General features: G+C 66.4%; 15 protein-coding genes and 2 pseudogenes. 7 read left to right on the forward strand and 10 right to left on the reverse strand.

Annotated features, from left to right (window positions below; genetic code table 11):
* Positions 1 to 6: 6 nt before the first annotated feature.
* Positions 7 to 1,119 carry an MFS transporter gene (locus C0J29_RS00895; protein WP_231513266.1) on the reverse strand — a complete coding sequence of 371 codons (1,113 nt, stop codon included), beginning with the start codon at positions 1,117 to 1,119 and terminating at the stop codon, positions 7 to 9.
* Positions 1,120 to 1,363: 244 nt separating this feature from the next.
* Between C0J29_RS00895 and C0J29_RS00900 the strand changes: the two genes are divergently transcribed.
* The gene (locus tag C0J29_RS00900; protein ID WP_120791239.1) at positions 1,364 to 2,173 is read left to right on the forward strand and encodes an enoyl-CoA hydratase-related protein; all 810 of its coding nucleotides are present in this window, start codon (positions 1,364 to 1,366) and stop codon (positions 2,171 to 2,173) included.
* Here C0J29_RS00900 and C0J29_RS00905 read toward each other — a convergent pair.
* From C0J29_RS00905 to C0J29_RS00915, 3 genes and pseudogenes are all read right to left on the reverse strand, one after another.
* Entirely contained in the window at positions 2,160 to 2,750 is a 591-nt protein-coding gene (locus tag C0J29_RS00905) for a DUF998 domain-containing protein (protein ID WP_120791240.1), read from the reverse strand. The two genes, C0J29_RS00900 and C0J29_RS00905, sit on opposite strands and share 14 nt — an antisense overlap.
* Positions 2,747 to 3,178 carry a hypothetical protein gene (locus C0J29_RS00910; protein ID WP_120791241.1) on the reverse strand — a complete coding sequence of 144 codons (432 nt, stop codon included), beginning with the start codon at positions 3,176 to 3,178 and terminating at the stop codon, positions 2,747 to 2,749. The genes C0J29_RS00905 and C0J29_RS00910 overlap by 4 nt, the downstream gene beginning before the upstream one ends.
* 52 nt (positions 3,179 to 3,230) lie before the next feature.
* A pseudogene (locus C0J29_RS00915) lies at positions 3,231 to 6,538 on the reverse strand (LuxR C-terminal-related transcriptional regulator).
* A 250-nt stretch (positions 6,539 to 6,788) separates the two neighbouring features.
* On the opposite strand from C0J29_RS00915, the gene C0J29_RS00920 reads away from it, so the two are divergent.
* From C0J29_RS00920 to C0J29_RS00940, 6 genes and pseudogenes are all read left to right on the forward strand, one after another.
* Positions 6,789 to 8,024 carry an IS256 family transposase gene (locus tag C0J29_RS00920; RefSeq protein WP_120791242.1) on the forward strand — a complete coding sequence of 412 codons (1,236 nt, stop codon included), beginning with the start codon at positions 6,789 to 6,791 and terminating at the stop codon, positions 8,022 to 8,024.
* A gap of 128 nt (positions 8,025 to 8,152) precedes the next feature.
* Positions 8,153 to 8,284, forward strand: coding sequence for a hypothetical protein (locus C0J29_RS34635; RefSeq protein ID WP_308494764.1), 132 nt, complete (start codon positions 8,153 to 8,155; stop codon positions 8,282 to 8,284).
* A 42-nt stretch (positions 8,285 to 8,326) separates the two neighbouring features.
* Positions 8,327 to 8,734: pseudogene (locus tag C0J29_RS34640) on the forward strand (nitroreductase/quinone reductase family protein); the annotation flags it as partial.
* An 86-nt stretch (positions 8,735 to 8,820) separates the two neighbouring features.
* Entirely contained in the window at positions 8,821 to 9,477 is a 657-nt protein-coding gene (locus C0J29_RS00930; RefSeq protein WP_207106135.1) for a hypothetical protein, read from the forward strand.
* 91 nt (positions 9,478 to 9,568) lie between these two features.
* Positions 9,569 to 10,171, forward strand: a complete 603-nt coding sequence (locus C0J29_RS00935; RefSeq protein WP_120791244.1) for a mycothiol-dependent nitroreductase Rv2466c family protein — start codon at positions 9,569 to 9,571, stop codon at positions 10,169 to 10,171.
* 227 nt (positions 10,172 to 10,398) lie between these two features.
* Positions 10,399 to 11,046, forward strand: coding sequence for a GAP family protein (locus C0J29_RS00940; protein ID WP_277950757.1), 648 nt, complete (start codon positions 10,399 to 10,401; stop codon positions 11,044 to 11,046).
* 4 nt (positions 11,047 to 11,050) lie between these two features.
* Here the strand turns inward: C0J29_RS00940 and C0J29_RS00945 are convergent, their stop codons facing one another.
* Genes C0J29_RS00945 through C0J29_RS00970 form a run of 6 tightly spaced genes read right to left on the reverse strand, consistent with a single transcriptional unit; the run spans position 11,051 to position 17,014 of the window.
* Positions 11,051 to 12,262 carry an acyl-CoA dehydrogenase family protein gene (locus C0J29_RS00945; protein WP_120791246.1) on the reverse strand — a complete coding sequence of 404 codons (1,212 nt, stop codon included), beginning with the start codon at positions 12,260 to 12,262 and terminating at the stop codon, positions 11,051 to 11,053.
* Positions 12,259 to 12,891, reverse strand: coding sequence for a TetR/AcrR family transcriptional regulator (locus tag C0J29_RS00950; protein WP_120791247.1), 633 nt, complete (start codon positions 12,889 to 12,891; stop codon positions 12,259 to 12,261). Before C0J29_RS00950 ends, C0J29_RS00945 begins: the two co-directional genes overlap by 4 nt.
* Positions 12,892 to 12,940: 49 nt before the next feature.
* Complete coding sequence (locus C0J29_RS00955; protein ID WP_120791248.1) at positions 12,941 to 13,885, reverse strand: NAD(P)/FAD-dependent oxidoreductase; 945 nt, start codon at positions 13,883 to 13,885, stop codon at positions 12,941 to 12,943.
* A gap of 2 nt (positions 13,886 to 13,887) precedes the next feature.
* Positions 13,888 to 15,102: a GNAT family N-acetyltransferase gene (locus C0J29_RS00960; protein ID WP_120791249.1), complete on the reverse strand. Its 1,215-nt coding sequence runs from the start codon at positions 15,100 to 15,102 to the stop codon at positions 13,888 to 13,890.
* A gap of 23 nt (positions 15,103 to 15,125) precedes the next feature.
* Positions 15,126 to 16,616 (reverse strand): FAD-dependent oxidoreductase, encoded by a 1,491-nt coding sequence (locus C0J29_RS00965; protein WP_120791250.1) that lies wholly within the window; start codon positions 16,614 to 16,616, stop codon positions 15,126 to 15,128.
* Positions 16,613 to 17,014 carry a hypothetical protein gene (locus C0J29_RS00970; protein WP_120794464.1) on the reverse strand — a complete coding sequence of 134 codons (402 nt, stop codon included), beginning with the start codon at positions 17,012 to 17,014 and terminating at the stop codon, positions 16,613 to 16,615. Before C0J29_RS00970 ends, C0J29_RS00965 begins: the two co-directional genes overlap by 4 nt.
* Positions 17,015 to 17,045: the final 31 nt, after the last annotated feature.

A 17,045-nucleotide genomic window follows, 5' to 3' on the forward strand; every position in this document is an offset into this window, starting at 1 on the left:
TCAAGATCAGGCTGGCAAGCTCTGCTGCCGGTGCGCGTCTCCCCGCAGCCGCACGGCCCGGCCGATCGCGGCGGCCGCCGCCAATCCGGCCAGTGACACGAAAATCATCGTCGATTCCCGGCCTGGCCCGAGCATGGTCAGCAACAACGGCAGCGCGAAACCAAGGTAGGTGACCGAGTAGAACACCCCGGTGAGCGTGCCCCGGATGCGTTGCGGCGCAGCGGCTTCCAAATCGATCAAACCCTCGCGCAGGCAGAGGCCGGATGCACAGCCGAGCAGCACCACCACCGCCAGACCCAAACCGAGCGGGATGTCGGTGGGAGTCGCCGCGATGACGACGTAGCCGACTGTCGCCAGCAGCGCGCCGACGGTGCCGGTCTGCGGGCCCCAGTTACGCGCCCGGGCGACGACTTGGCTGACGCCGCTGGCACCGTTGGTGATCAGGGCCGCGGTCCCGGCGGCCAACGGAGCGGCGAGCCCGGTGTGGACCCGGGTAGGGATCGTGACGAAAGCCAGTGTGGCCGAGATGAACACCCAGGGCGCCAACGGCATCGCCCAGCTCAACGCCCGCCGCGTGCTGCCTCCGGCAGCCTCGGTCTGCTCCGGCGCCGGAGCCGTCGAAGGGGTCCCGCGAAGGCCTACCCCTGCTCCGATCATCGCGACCGCGATCAGGGCGGCGGCGATCCCGAACGACGCCGGAATGCCGGCTTGCCCGAATGACGCGATCAATCCCGAAGCGAAAGGCCCCAGAGCGAAACCGGCGATCAGCACCGTGCCGGCCAGCGCCGCGCCCGCGGGTCCCTTGAGGTCCGATGCCCATGCCGTGCAGGAGCTGACGGCAAGGCCCACCCCGAACCCGACGATCAGACGTCCGGCCAACAATGCCTCCGACTGCTGCGACAGGAACATGATGAAAGTTCCGGCCAGCGCCGTGCCTGAGCCCGTCAGTGCCACCGACGGACGTCCGAACGCGTCCGATGCCCGTCCGCCCAACAGCAGGCCCGGCAGCAGTCCCAGCGCATAGATTCCGAACATGGTGTCGAGGGCGGCCACCGTGAGGTGCTGGCGGTCACTGATGGCCGGTATGAGCGCGGCGAAGTGATTGGCCGCCCACCCCATCGCGAGCAGGACGGCCAGTACGCCGGCGAACAGCACGCCCGACCGGCCCGGTACGACACGCCCGGGTTTATCGGTGGTCGGCGCGGGTTGCTGATATGCCAGGGCGGTGGCCCCGTTCGGCCTCATCACGGACATCCCCTCCTCATCTGTCCACCGGTCCTACGACGGCGCCGGCCGCCGAGATATTCCTGATCGAGACTCATGTCACTTCTCGCAGCGACGGTTTCGTGCTAAACACCAGTACGTGGCAGAACCGGCAGTCCTCCTCGAGCGGGACCAGCACATCCTCACCATCACCCTCAACCGCCCCGAGAAACGCAACGCCTTCAATCCAGAAGTCCTGTGCCGGCTCGCCGACGCCTGGGATCTTCTGGACGACGACCCGGACCTCCGGGTCGCGATCCTGACTGGAGCGGCCGGCAACTTCTCCGCCGGAGCAGATCTGGACCGGTTGGTGGGCGCCCTGATCGCCGGCGATCCTCCGCAGAATGAGTATGAGGAGCGGGTCAGGTCCGATTTCTCGTTGATTTACAAGGGTTTTCTGAAGGACCACTACGTGAAGAAGCCGATCATCGCCGCGGTGGAGGGCTACTGCTACGCGGGCGGGATGGAGATCCTGCAGGCCTTCGATATCAGGGTGGCCGCCGACAACGCTCAGTTGGCGATCAGCGAAGTGCAGCGCGGGCTGTTTCCGATGAGCGCATCAACGATTCGCTTGCCGCGCCAGATCCCCTACACCGTCGCGATGGAAATGCTGATCGCGGGCACCCCGATTTCCGGGCAACGCGCCTACGAGGTCGGCCTGGTCGGACACGTCACCGCCGCCGGGGGTGCGCTGGACCGGGCTCGGGAGATAGCGCGGCAAGTGGCGGCGAACGGTCCGCTGGCCGTGCGGAACATCAAGGCATCGGTGATCGAAAACCTGGAAAAGACCGAGGCCGAGGCTTTTCCGCGAGAACTCGAACTCGGCATGGCAGTGATGGCATCGGCGGACGCGAAGGAGGGGCCGCGCGCGTTCCTGGAGAAGCGGCCCCCGAAATTCACCGGTACGTAAGCGGGGCACCGCCCCGTCGCCCCAGCAGCACGGCCGCAGTCACTAACTGCCACAAAAAGATCGAATACGCACTGCCGCGTTCCCACACACCGACGGGCAGTGCTCGGCAATTGGCGACCAGCAGCGCCAGACACAGAAAACCCAGGGCTGCAATCCCTGTCGAGACACCGCGATACCACCGCAGTTGCGGCACGAGCAGGGCCGCCCCGGCCAGGATGGCAGCATTGCCGCCCACCAGTGCGAGGGCCGCGCCGGTGAGGTGTACCAGCCCGCTGGGCACCGTGCCGACCAGAATATTGCCGACGGCATTCGCGGAAACCAGAGCCACGAACAGGCGGCACCGTCGCCCAGGAGGCACACCGACCATGAACAGCGCTCCCAGCAGAAACATGCTGCCCTGCAGGCAAAATGCCGTGTGCATCAAAGGCGCTCGCGGGCCGGTCTTTCCGAGGTCACTGATGTAGTTGTACGCATAGCTGTAGGCCGGCAGATAGGCCGCGGCGGCGAGGGCCTCCAGGATCAGGTAGCCGACGACTCCCACCACCCAGCAGGCCACCCCGCCGATGCGAGAGGTCACTCGCTGGGCTGCACATGAATGTTTCTGGCGCCTACGACATTTCGTAAACCTGAACAATTCACGCAACCGATGCACCCGACGCAGTCGGTACAGCGCACGCACGCGATGCACGCGACACACCGGGTGCAGGCGACACATCCCAGACAGGCCACGCATTCGCGGACGGCAACGCAAATCACCGTAAGCAGGCAGGCGATCACACCGACACTCCCGGCGGTGGCCGCCGATCCTGCGACCGCGACGCTGCCGGCGGTGGAGACCGACCCCGCTACCGCGACGCTGCCCGCGGTCGTCACCGAACCGGCGACCGCCACGCTGGCGGCGACCGCCGCCGAACCGGCGACCGCCACGCTGTCGATGGCCGCGACGGAACCCGCGACGGATTGGTTGTCAGATTCCACGGTCACCGGTGATTGCAAGGCAAGCATGGGCTCATCATGTCAGCCGCGGGCGAGCGCGGCACGCACCCTCGCCGAGCGTTCAGCGTGGGTGACTTTGTGCTTCTTTGATCAGCTGCATCCGTGAGGCGAGACCCAGCTTGGTGTAGACGTGGGTCAGGTGGGTCTGCACCGTTCGCGGTGAAACGAACAGCCGGGCCGCGATGTCTTTGTTGCCGATGCCCTCACACACCAGGCGAACAACCTCACTTTCAGCGGGGGTGAGTGATGCCCAGCCGCTGGTCGGCCGGCCACGCTCACCGCGGCCACGCTGCGCGTAGCCGATAGCCTCATCGGCGGAAAGGGTGGCTCCCTCCGTCCATGCGGAATCAAAGGCGTTATCACCCATTACATCGCGCACTGCCGCGACCGAGGCCGTGTACGCCGGGTCGTAAATCTTGAACCGCGCTCCGCCGATCCGCGTCCAGAACGTTTTGGCCGCACCGAAGAGTCGGGCCGCCGCTCGGTGCCGCCCGGCATGGGCGCCAACCATGGCCAGTATTTCGAATATCTGCGGAACGAGCAGGTAGGCCTGATCGCGCGCGCATATCACGAGTGCGTCATGTGCGTCGGATTCGGACTGTTCGAACTCCGCTTGCTCGATCGCCACTTGTGCCCGGGTGACCAGCGCCACCGGCAGATGCCAGCCGGTCGCATGGGCAACAGCATCATCGGCCCAGTGCCTTGCTGCGAGCAAATCCCCACGAGCCTGCGCGGCCTGCGCGTGGTACGAGCGCCACACCGCCGCCGTCGTCGCTTGAATGCTGAGGTAGCGCCACGCCAGCTCGCTCAGCTCCTGCGCCGTGTCCACGTCGCCGGCCGCCAACGCCGCGACGCCCGCCGCGGAATACGCAACCCCGGTCAACATTTCGCTCACCTTGGCGGTGTCGCGAATGGTGACGGCCGCAGCTTGTGCGTCCGGTAGCTCGCCCTGGTAGGCGAGCGAGTAGGCAAGGCCTTGGAGACCGTTCAGGCTCGCTACCACATCGTGACCCGGCCCTGCCTCGGCTACCACTTCCCCGAAGACTGAGACGGCGCTGACCAAATCGCCCTCGTACCACAGTGACCAGGCAATGGCTGCCCGGCACCAACGCGAATTCGATTGGTGTCCCAGTGATTCAGCCAGATCGCGACCTTCGTCACCCGCCGCTCGCGCGGTGGTGGCATCACCCGCGATGAGTGCCCCGACTGCCTGCCAGGCGAGCAGCTGGCTCAACGTCCAATGATCACCGATCGCCCGGGCAAGGTCGATACCCTCCGAGAAGTACGGCTGGCTGTCATGCGGGCCGTCGCCGAAGCCGGTGATCACCGCGCAGGCGGCCAGTGTTCGCGCCAGCACGGCCGGGTCGTCGACTTCGCGAGCGATCCCAAGGGCTTTCCGCGCCGCATCCATCGTGTCAGAGGCGCCTGTCTGCGTGGCGAGCAAGGCGTAGTCGGCCAGTGCCCGCGCGTACACCGCCGCGCCCAACTCGATATCGGTCCTTTCGCGTTCGGCGAACGCGGCTTCGAACCACCCAAGGCCCTCACGGAGGCGCCCACCCGCCCACCACAACGGCTGCAGTGACGACGCCTGCACCAACGCCAGTTCGATGTCGCCGTTCTCCAGGCTCCAGCCGAACGCGCCGCGCAGGTTGTCCATGTCGGCTTCGGCCCGCTCGATGCTGCGGGAATAGTCGTTGCCTGCCGGCGCGTCTACGGCAACCGCTATCGACAGGTAATGATCGCGGTGCCGGGACCGCACGGTGGCTGCTTCTCCGATTCGCCGAGTTTCTCCATTGCGTACTGACGCACCGTTTCAAGCATGCGGTATCGCGTTGGGCCCCGGGTGCTTTCCACTGCGACGAGGGATTTGTCCACCAACAGACTGAGATGGTCCAGGACCTGGTAACCCTCGATCGCGCCCGCGCCGGCAATTGCCCGAGCGGCCTCGAGGTCGAATCCACCAAGAAACACACCGAGGCGGCGGAACAGGACACGCTCGGTCTCGGTAAGCAGTGCATGCGACCAGTCGACTGAGGCGCGCAACGTCTGCTGGCGGCGGACCGCTGTGCGGGAACCACCGCTCAGCAGGCGAAATCGGTCGTGCAGACTCTCGACGATGTCCGTCGGCGACAAAGCCCGCACCCGTGCGGCGGCCAACTCGATCGCCAATGGTATTCCGTCCAGCCGCCGGCAGATCTCGATCACGGCATCGAGGTTGTCGTCCGTGACCGCGAAGTCCGCCTGAATCAGGCGGGCGCGGTCACCGAACAGTTGAACTGCATCGTCGGTCAGCGGCAGCGAGGGCACCCGCACAGTGGCTTCCCCGATCACGCCCAGCGGTTCCCGGCTGGTCGCCAGCACCGTGAGCCCCGGTGCTGCACCGAGTAAGCCCACCACCAGTTCAGCGCAGGCGTCGAGCAGGTGCTCGCAGTTGTCCAGCACCATCAGAATCTCGCGGTCACGAACGAATCGCAGCAGCGTTTCCATCGGGGACTGCCCGGGCTGGTCGGGCAGACCCAAAGTCGTTGTCACGCTCATTGGCACCACCTGGGCAATGGTGATCGGCGCCAAATCGATGTACCAAGCTCCGTCGTGGAACTTTCCTGCCAGCTCGGCGGCGATTCGCACCGCCAGGCGCGTCTTGCCGACTCCGCCCGCGCCGGTCAGCGTGATGAGCGGGTTGCCTTCCAGTGCGACGCGGACATCCGCCATCTCCGCACGGCGTCCGACGAAGCTGGTGAGGTGGCTCGGAAGATTATGTGCCACAACAGAAATAACTGTCCGCAGTGGTGGAAAACTATTGCGAAGGTCTGGGTGGCACAGCTGGATCGCCCGTTCGGGGCGAGGCAGGTCACGCAGGGCGTGCGTCCCGAGATCGGTCAGCCAGCTACCCGGCGGGAGCTGATCGATTACCAGCGGCTCGGTCGCGCCGGACAATAATGTCTGGCCGCCGTGTGCGAGATCACGCAACCGCGCGGTGCGGTTGATGGTCGGGCCGATGTAGTTGCCCTCATCGCGCAGCCGGACTTCGCCGGTGTGCACGCCGATGCGCAGCAGGATCGGGGCCAGCGGCGCCCGCTGCAACGTGAGCGCGCAAGCCACGGCATCGGTCGCGCGGGCGAATGCGATCACGAAGCTGTCGCCCTCACCCTGCTCGACCGGCCTTACCCCGTCGTGGGCAGCGACCGCCTCCGACACCGCTTTGTCGAGGCGCGCCACGGCGACTCTCATCTCCTGCGGTTGGGACTCCCACAGCCGGGTCGAGCCTTCGATATCGGCCAAGAGCAACGTGACCGTCCCGGTCGGCAGCTCGCTCACATCGACGTCGCCCCAGTCCACTGGCGGAGTATCCGCACGTGATTCGCTCATGCTAATCAGCATCCGGCGTCCAGTGGCACCGAACATCAGCACAAACGCGTAGAGCCGGCCCCGAGAGTCATCGTCTTGCCTACGACCCGTCCCGCACATTTACGCCTTCGTGCAGAGGTTGCGTCCAGCAGGGTGGTGTACGAGCCGGGCCTGATCGGGATGTCCGGCGTGTCGTAGCCGAATGAATGAAGGTCATCGCGTGATTCTTCGAGAGACCGTCCAAAGTCACTCGAGCAAAGGAATCGACGCGATGACCACTGCCCACGATATCGACCTGCCGGCCGTGTTGGCCGAACGACTCACTACCTGCCACCCCGACGTGCTGCGCGAGTTGTTGGCCACCTTCATCCATGCCCTGATGGGGGCTGAAGCCGATGCGGTGTGCGGTGCCGACTATGGCCAGCGCAGCAGCGAGCGTGTCAATCAGCGCAACGGCTATCGGCACCGCCAGTTCGATACCCGCGCCGGCACATTGGAGCTGGCGATTCCCAAGCTGCGCCAAGGCTCGTACTTCCCGGACTGGCTGCTCGAACGGCGCAAACGTGCTGAGCGGGCCCTGACCACGGTGGTGGCCACCTGCTACTTGTTGGGCGTCTCGACGCGGCGGATGGACAAACTCGTTGAAACTCTGGGCATCACCAGCTTGTCTAAGTCCCAAGTCAGCGTGATGGCCAAAGAACTTGACGCCGCGGTCGAGGCGTTTCGTACCCGGCCGTTGGATGCCGGCCCCTACACGTTCATGGCTGCTGATGCCCTGGTCCTCAAGGTGCGCGAGGGCGGGCGGGTGGTCAACGTGCATGCCCTGATCGCCGTCGCAGTGAACGCCGATGGGTATCGGGAGATCCTGGGCATCGACGTCACCACCGCCGAGGACGGCGCCGGGTGGTTGACATTCCTGCGGTCGCTGACCGCTCGCGGCCTATCCGGTGTCCGACTGGTCACCTCCGATGCCCACGCCGGGCTCGTCAATGCCATCGGCGCCACGCTGCCCGGTGCGGCATGGCAACGCTGCAGAACGCACTACACGACGAATCTGATGGCTGTCACACCGAAGGCGTCGTGGCCGTGGGTCAAGACCCTGCTGCATTCGGTATTCGATCAACCAGATGCCGAATCCGTTGCTGCACAATATGACCGCATCATCGACGCGTTGGAGGACAAGCTACCTAAAACGGCTGAACACTTAGAGGCAGCCCGAGCCGAACTACTAGCGTTCACCGCGTTCCCCAAACAGATCTGGCGCCAGATCTGGTCGAACAACCCCCAGGAGCGGCTCAACAAGGAGATCCGCCGGCGCACCGACGTCGTCGGCATCTTCCCTGACCGCAACGCCCTGATCCGCCTCGTCGGAGCCGTGCTGGCCGAACAACACGACGAATGGGCCGAATCCCGGCGCTACCTCGGCCTTGACGTCCTGAGCAAATCACGCACCGTCAACGACACCCCGACCGAACAGGAGGACACCCCCGCGGCACTGACCGCCTGAAACCATCAAGACGAAGAATCACACGACGACGTCGTACACCACGTCCCTGGACTTGACCCGTGCAGATGGTCTTTCCCGCGGCAGATCGCAGAGTCGAACTATCACCCGTGTGAGATCAGGAGACCCGCATGTCGCTCTACTACGTCGACCCGCACCGGATGCACAGCCGTCGCTACCGTGTGCTCGAAGAATTCGGACGTTCGCGTTCAGGACAGTTCCTGGCGCGCCACATCGTGTTTCGCGTTGACCCGTGGCTCTAACGGCTCAGTGGCGGGCGCTATCCGCGGGTCCTCGGCGGATGCGTTACCGCGCCGTTGATCAGCACGGGTGCGAAGTCCGGTCGGCCGCGAGTGTGCCAGCTCGCCTACCTACACGATGGAACCGATGTGGTCCTGATCGCATCGAACTACGCGAAACCACACCACCCCGGTTGGTACTTCAACTTGAAGGCACACCCCGAATGCCAGCTGGGCGGCCAGGCATTCATGGCCGCCGAGGTCAGCGATGGCGACGAGTACGCGCGCCTGTACGCGCTGGCAGAGCAGGTCTATGCCGGCTACCGGGACTACCGGGCGAGAACCGCACAAGTCGGCCGACAAATCCCGATCTTCCGGCTACGGCCCTCGGATCCCGGCAGCGCCAACAACACCGTGTCGCATCCCGCAGTGACATTCCCACTCGTAGAATGCGTTTCGACCGGCAACCGGTGAGGAGTCACGTGGATCTGGAGCGCATCACTCACCCGTTGCGGCTGGCGCGGGGATCACACAACGAGGGTTCGGCCAAAGGCTGTGCCATGAACGTTATTTCGTACATCAACGGCGACGAACAGATCACCGACTTCCCAGCGACCTCGGCGCGTCCGTTGGCCGCGTTCGTCCAACTGTGCAACGACCAACTCGCGGGGCCCGACGGCTATTTGTCTCCGGAAGACGCCATGCTCGCCCTCGACCTGGGCTGGCTGACGGTCGGTACCGCCGAGGTCGACGAGACCGTCATCCGGCCGTGGGTGTCCAAGTTGCTGATCAGCCCGCCCTGGGGTGTGGTGCGATACGCCGATAGCGCTGCGGCCGAGGCGATCTCGGTGATTGCCGAGCTGCATCGTACGCTCGCCCCCGGCGAGATGCCCGACATCGCCAGCTGGGACCGGGCCGCCCGGGTGGCCCGGGAGATCAGCGCCACGATGGCTCCGGGCGCTGAGCGGTACGCCGTCCGGGCCGCGTATCAATCGACGGCTCTCTCCGACGCCGAGGCGTGGGACACGCTGGATGCCGTGACCGGTAACGCCCTGCGCGCCCACCGGTTGGCGAATCTGGAAAACGGCCCCGGCCGAATCGTCGAGATGACGCGCCACGCGATCCGGTCCTGGCGGCGTCTGGCCGGCCTCTCGGTAGTCGGCAGTGTCCCCGCATCGGTGACCAAGGCGGTGCAGCGCAAAGGAGCGGCCGCGTAGCAGGCCTACGTTGATCGCTCATCGCTGCAACCTGTCGACCCATATACCGTAGGGGGTATGGTATACATTGGGAGTGAAGGGAGTTGACGAGATGACTGACGACCCCACCAGCCCGGCTGTGACCATCTGGCTCGACCCGGTGTGCCCGTTCTCCTGGAACACCGCCCGCTGGCTGAGGGCCGTTGCGGACAAGACGGGCGTGGTCGTTGAGTGGCGGCTGATGAGCCTGGCGGTGCTGAACGAGGGCAAGGAGATGCCGCCCAAGCAGCAGGCGCGGATGCTGGACTCCGAGCGAGTCGGTCGGCTGATGGCCGCCGTCCGCGACCAACACGGCAACGAGGGCTTTGCGACAGCGTATTTCGCATTCGCCGAGCGCTACCTCGATAGGTCCGAACCGGTCGACGACAGTCTCATCGGTCAGGTGCTGGACACCGTGAAATCCTGGGACGTGACCAGCGATGTGCTGTCCGACTCCTCGTGGGACCAACTCGTATGGCGCAGTCATCAGGCTGCGCAGGACGCGCTCGGCGAAACCGGCGGCAGTCCCATCGTGCGCATCAATGGTCACACCTTCTTCGGGCCGGTACTGACTGCACCACCCGAACCGGAGGCGGTTGAGACATTGTTTGATGCGGTGGCAGCATTGGCCGCAGTCCCGCAGTTCGCTCAACTGCAACGACCACGCGGCAGGTAAGTCTCAGGGGGTTCGGATGTGTCATGCGGTGCGGTGCCGCGTCTGCGGGAAGATCACCTGGTCAGGATGCGGTGCGCATGTGAAAGAAGTTCAGCGCTCCGTGCCCGCTGACCAATGGTGCGGGGGGCACGAGCCCTCCGACTCCGCCCGGCCGCGTCCAGGCCTATTCGGAAAGAGATGGTGATCGCGCCCGGAGCAGGTGCGTATTGCTGAGCGTTTCCGGAACCGTGCTGACCAAATTGGCAGCGACGGCGTCGGTCGTTGCGCTATCACCGATACCGGTGGTTTTGGTCCTGGTATTGCTCGTCCACAGTGAACGACCCCGTTCGGCGAGCATCGCGTATCTTTTCGGCCGACTTCTCGCGCTGACCGCCGTGACGTTTGTGTTCCTGCTCCTCCCAGAATTTTTCGAACCCCTGCTCGGCCCCGCGCCACCATGGGTCGACTGGTCAGTGCTGGCATTCGGTGTTGTGCTGATCGGGCTGGGGTGGTGGATTTGGCTGCGGCGCCACGAAGTCGGCCAGCGACCGCGCTGGCAGAGCCAGGTCGGTCGGCTCACCCCGTCGGTGTCTGCCGCGATCGGCATATTGCCTACCATGGCCAACCCCAAAGTGCTCGCGGTTAGCGCGGCCGCGGGGGTGCAGATCGGCACCCTAGACCTGAGTGCCATCGGAACAGCGGCTGCCGTCGGCTACTACGCCGTCCTGGCGAGCTCCAGCATCGCGGCGCCCATAGCGGCATATCTCGTGGTCGGAGGACGAATGGACCCGCAGCTTGACCGGATCAGAAAATGGCTGCACCATCGCCAGCGCGCCGTGACGGCATTGGCGCTGATGTCCTTCGGCGTCGCCGCGCTGGTGTACGAGTTCGCCTGACCGGCTAGCGGATTGCCAACCCGGTCAGCGCCCGCGAGATCACCAGGCGCTGAATCTCACTGGTGCCCTCGAAGATGGTGAAGATCTTCGCGTCGCGGTGCATGCGCTCGACGGGGTAGTCGCGGGTGTAGCCGTTGCCGCCGAGAATCTGAATGGCCTCATCGGTGACGTAGACCGCGGTCTCGCTCGCCACCAGCTTGGCCATCGAGCCTTCCGCCGCTTCGAAATTCTGGTTGTTGCGGGCCATCCAGCCGGCCCGCCACACCAGCAGGCGAGCCGCATCGATACGACTCTTCATGTCGGCCAACTTGAATGCGACGGCCTGGAATTCGCCGATCTTGCGGCCGAATTGCTCACGCTGGCTGGCATATTCGAGTGCGTACTCGTAGGCCGCGCGGGCCACCCCGACGGCCATCGCGCCGACGGTGGGCCGGGTGCGCTCGAAAGTCTTCATGGCCGCCTGCCCGCCCGCCGACGAGCCGGATTTCACCCGGGCGATGCGCGCCTCGAACTTCTCCCGGCCGCCGAGAATCGCGTCCTCCGGTAGCCGGACATTGTCGAGCACCACCTCGGCGGTGTGTGATGCGCGGATCCCGTGCTTCTTGAATTTCTGGCCCTGCGCCAGGCCTTTGGTGTCCGGGCCGATGACGAAGCTGGCCTGGCCCCGGGTGCCGAGTTCGGGGTAGACCGACGCCACCACGATGTGCACGTTGGCGATGCCGCCGTTGGTGGCCCAGGTCTTGGTGCCGTTGAGCACCCACTCACCGGCCGCCTCGTCGTAGCGGGCACGAGTGCGGATGCCTCCGACGTCGGAGCCCGCGTCGGGCTCGGATGAGCAGAACGCGGCCAGCTTGGGCTCGTTGGCCGTGCCGAACATCTCCGGCAGCCACTGACCGAGCTGTTCGGGAGTTCCGTTGCCCGCCAGCGCCGCTGCCGCCAACCCGGTGCCCATGATCGACAGCGCGATGCCCGCGTCGCCCCAGAACATTTCCTCAAATGTGGTGAGCATGCCCAGCCCGGATTCCTCGGCGGCCTGCTGCGCCATGAAATCAGGGGAGTAGAGGCCTACCTTGGCGGCCTCCTGGATCACCGGCCACGGCGTCTCCTCCCGCTCGTCCCACTCGGCCGCGGCCGGGCGAATGACATCGGCGGCGAATTTGTGCACCCAATCGCGCACCTCGATCACGTCGTCGCTGAGTTGCATAGAAAAGGTCATGGCTTGTCTCCTGGATTTCGGGGTGTGCGGTAATGGGTGAGGACGCTGACGGTCTGGTTGACCCACGCCTCGAAATAGCGTTCTTCGTCGATGTTCCCGGGCAACCGCCCGGTGAGCGCCTGCAGCGTCGCGGCGTAGGACAGGGCGCCGATCGCGGTGGCCGCCATGGCATCCGGGTCGGGAATCTGGGTGCGGCCGGAACGATTGGACGCGGCCAGTTCGTCGGCGAACCGTTGGTAGGCGTTGTCGGTGATGACCTGCCAGGTCTTCTCGTCGAGATCGCCGAGCTCGTCGGGTTCGCGCAGCATGACCTTCAGCAGGTCCTCGCTTTGTTTGAAGTTGCCCCAGATCAGCTGACCCGCTGTGCGCACCGCGTCCTCGACGCTGGTCGGCTCTTCCGCGTCGTACTGCTCCCGCGCGGCGACGATGAGGTCGATCCGGTGCGTCACCGCCGCCTCGAGCAGCTCGCGCTTGGACCCGAAGTGTTTGTACAGCGCTCCGGAACCTGGGGCCAGCCCGGCGGCCCGCTGGATGTCGGCCACCGACGTCGCCGCGTAACCCTTGGCGGCGAACAGCTTCAGCGCTTCCGCGAGCAGCCGATCGCGTCCGCGACTGGTTTCCGGGGCCATGGTGAGAGAGTACTCACTCACCGAGGTAGGCGACAAATCGCCAGGTGCGTCAGGTGACGGCGAGGTCGTCGGGAAGTTCCTCGCCGAGGACGGCCTGTGCCAGCAACTCGCCGAGGAGTGGCCCGAACTTCATCAGGTTGGCGCCGACGAAGGCCAGGACGCGACCACGCCGGGCGAGGATCCAGCCGTCGCCGCCGTCGTCAAGCCACGCCGCGCGCGCCGTTACGCAATCCACCCGGCCGACCGGCGTCAACGACGGGAACAGCTGCCGCACGACCGCGGGGTCGGGGTCGTCCTGGCCGAAGGCCCAGCGGCCCGTGCTGCCGATCGGCAGCCCGTACCCTTCCGGCGCGGACAGGCACGCCGCGCCCGTGGCGGATCCGCCCTCGTAGGTGAAGCGGGTGTGGGGAAAGAACTCGATACCGAGTGGGCCGAAGAGGTCCTGTGTCTGCACTCCCGCGCAGATCAGCACGCGCTCGGCGTGCAGCACCGTTCCGTCGGCCAGCGTGGCCGAGCCGTCGTCGGCTACGGCCAGGACCTCGTCGCGCCGTATTTCGACTCGCTCAGCCAAGGCATTCCGTGCGCGCCGGATGCGCAGGCTGCCGCCGAGCGGATCGAAAATACCTGTCTCCCAGGGGGTCTGCAGGAAGGGGATGCGCGCGGTGATCTGGCGCGGGGCGAGCGGGGTGAACGCGGCCTCCGCTTCCGCCATGGCTGACGCGACGGTGTCGACGGCACCGGCGGCGATGAATCCTTCCGAACCGAGCAGGCTCGACGCGAATTCGGATTCCCAACGCAGCCAACCGGATCGGGCGCGCTGAGCAAGGCGGCACAACTGTGGCCGGCGGTGCGCGATGCGAAAGATCCGCGCCAGTCCCGTGGACTGTTCGGCGAACGGCTCACCGCGCTCGACGACGACGGACGGCACACCGCGGCGCGCCAGTTCGTAGGCGGTCGCGAGTCCGCAGATGCCGGCGCCGACGATGAGGATCACGGTCAGAAATAGAAGCCGGCGTACGGGGCGTTGGGTACCGCGAACAGCCGGTCCGCGGCGGCGAGCACGGCGGGATCCTCAGCCCGGGCCAGGCCCGCGACGGCGAGGCCCTGCCAGGTCCCGCCGCCGAGCAGCACGGCGCCTAGTCCTTCGATGCCGACGTGTAGTTGAGCGGGCCTGTCCGTCGGCGCCGCCCCGTCGCCGGATATCGCGAAAGTTGTCGAATTGTCCTGCAGCAGTGGATCAATGACGGAAACGGTGACAGCGTCTGCCCCTGCGTAGCTGCGTGCCGCAAGCGCGCGGTGGACGTCGATGACGCGCAGCCAGGTCTCGTCGTGCACGGCGGTGACTTTCGCTGCTCGCGGGTCCAGAAGCAGCAGAGGCAGTGGATCGCCAACGGGCAGCATCCAAAAGGTCACCCGGTCAATGAGATCGAGCCCGAACAGGAAACGGAGCAGACCCAGATATGCCTCGGTGGTGGGCGCGAAGAGGTCTTCGACGACGATGGTGCGCTGGTCGCTGATGAACCACTTCTCGGTGTCGATCGGACGGTATCGCGCGAATCCGGATTCCGATCCGGGCATCCCGTGCACCGCGACGTATTCCGGGCCGGGCGATGATTCGCTGCGCAGCCGGCGGGCCTGCCACCACACCGGGGGGCGGTCGATGGTTCCCGGCCGCGCCGGTCGGTGCTCGGAGTAGATGCGGGGCAGAACATCCCACGCGTCGGCGCCATCGAGCAGCCGCACCGGGCCACCGGTCGCGACTTCCGGGCGCAGCGCGGCACGGGCGGTCTGTACTTCGACGGTTTGGGTCGAACTCGCCACGCCGTAGCCGTAGCGACCGTAGATGGTCGCTTCTGACGCGCGCAGCGTGGCGACCACCTCACCGCGGGCGGCGAAGTCACGCAGTTGATGGTGGACCAGGTCGGTGGCCAGGCCGCGGCGGGTGAACGACGGAAGCACCCCGATGTGGGTGACCGCGGCGTGGCTGACGATCGCCCCACCGGGCAGGGTCAGCCGACTGGTCACCGCGTCCGCGGTGCCGACCAGTTGATCCTCGACGAATGCGCCTATGGTGCGGCCGGGTTCCAGCAGCGTGGTGACCTGCCCGGGTGCCAGGTTCAGCGGCGGAAACCCCACCATGGCGGTGCGAAAGACGTTCGCCGCAGCCAGGAATTCGTCTTCCGATTCGAGCACCCGGATGTCGGAGGTCATCCCGCTATCATGCCGCCTCGGCGTCAAGTTGAGTCTGCGGTGGCGGCGCCGCCCACTTGCAATTCTCCGCCCGCAGCGCGGAGTGAACCCGTCCAGCGGGCCAGCACGGCCTGCCACGCGGTCCGGTCGGCCGCGGACCCCGCCCAGGCGATGTAGCCGTCGGGCCGCACGAGTACCGCCGGGCCACTGTCGGCCCGCTGAGCCTGGGCCAACTCGCCAGTGTCGATGAGCGCGGCTGAACGCTCGCGGATCAACACGAAACCGGGCGAACCCAGGAGCTCGGTCACGCTGCCCCGCGTTAGTAGGATCTGCGTCGCGCGGGTGCCCACCAGCGGGCTCTCGCCGTGGCGGTGGCGATACCGCAGCGTGGTCCCCGCGAAGCTGCCGGCCACCGCGTCGCGCAGCCGTGGGACACGAAGCAGCCTCGGCGCCAGGAAGTTTCGCAGCGCGCGCGCCGGGCGCGGATGCAGCGTCACGCCGCGGGCCAGCAGGCCGGACTGAAACAGCACCCGCTTCGCAATGGGATGGCGCTCGTCGTGATAGGTGTCCAGCACGGCGTCGTCGGCGCCGCCCAGCACGGCGTCGATCTTCCAGGCCAGGTTCACCGCGTCCTGAATGCCGGTGTTCATCCCCTGCCCGCCCATCGGTGAGTGCACGTGGGCGGCATCACCGGCGAGGAACACCCGACCGTGCCGGTAGCGTCCGACTTGCCTTTCATCACAATGGAACCGGGACTTCCACGCCACTTCGAGCACCCCGAGATCGACATTCATCGCGTGAGCCAGAATGCTGACGATCTCGTCGTCGGTCACCGACTCGGTGTCAGGCACCTGGTGGTTACGATCCCACACCATGGCGCGGTACCACGAGCCCTCGGCATCGCGGCGACTGTAAGGAGCCAGGAACGCGAACGTGTTTCGCGTGCTGCCCACCCTCAATCCCTCATCCGCGGGTGCACGCGAGAGCTTGACGTCGGCCAGCACGATGGACGACAAAATCGTCTTGCCGGGGAAGTCGGCACCCACCAGCGTGCGGACGGTGCTGTGCGCGCCGTCGGCGCCGACCACATACCGTGCCCGCCAACGCTCGTTGCCGTCGGTGGTCACGGTCACCCCGTCGGCATCCTGATCGAGCCCGGTGACCTCGACGCCGCGCCGGATGTCGGCGCCCTGTGACACCGCGTAACTGCGCACGGCCGCATCGACTTTGGTCTGTGGTGTGACCATCACGAACCGGTACGGCGACTCGAGGTGGGTGAGGTCGATTCGCGCGCCGCCGAAAATGGTGACGCCCGGCGCCCGGTACGCGTCGGCGAGCAGGCCTCCGGCCAGTCCCCGGGCGTCCAGGATCTCGAGCGTGCGGGCCATGGTGGCGAACGCCCGGCTGGCCGGGTTGACCGACGGCCAGCGTTCCAGCACAGTCACCGAGCGCCCGGCCCGGGCCAGGTCGCCCGCGGCGGTCAGTCCGGTCGGACCGGCGCCGACGACTACGACGTCAACCTCATGCGTGGTCATCGCGCCAGTGCCTCCGGGTACCAGCGACGGATGTCCTCGGGGGTGGACTGCGCGCCGCGGTTGAAGACGAAGCGGCAGTCCGGTTGGGTGACGTGTGCCGCGTTGATGATCGACTCGAACAGCAGGGTGTTGCTCGCGACCAGGCGGACGCCGGCGCCGATGAGCACGGCGTCGTAGTGGTTGGCTTCCAGCCAGCGCCGGGCCTTGTCGGCTCCCGCCTCGCCGAAGTCGATCAGGCAGTTGTCGACGTGGTAACCGGCCGCCCGGAGGGCGGCGACGTTGTCGTCGTTGGCCGCCCGCAGTCTCTCTTTGGTCAGTCCCGGGAACTGCGCGAAGTCCGGCGAGGAGTAGTCGATCACCTCGGGGTCGAGTCCGATCTGGATGGCTGTGACGGCCATGGCCATGACCTCCCATCATGGGTTCAACAAC

The organism is Mycobacterium paragordonae (assembly GCF_003614435.1).
Taxonomy (GTDB): Bacteria; Actinomycetota; Actinomycetes; order Mycobacteriales; family Mycobacteriaceae; genus Mycobacterium; species Mycobacterium paragordonae.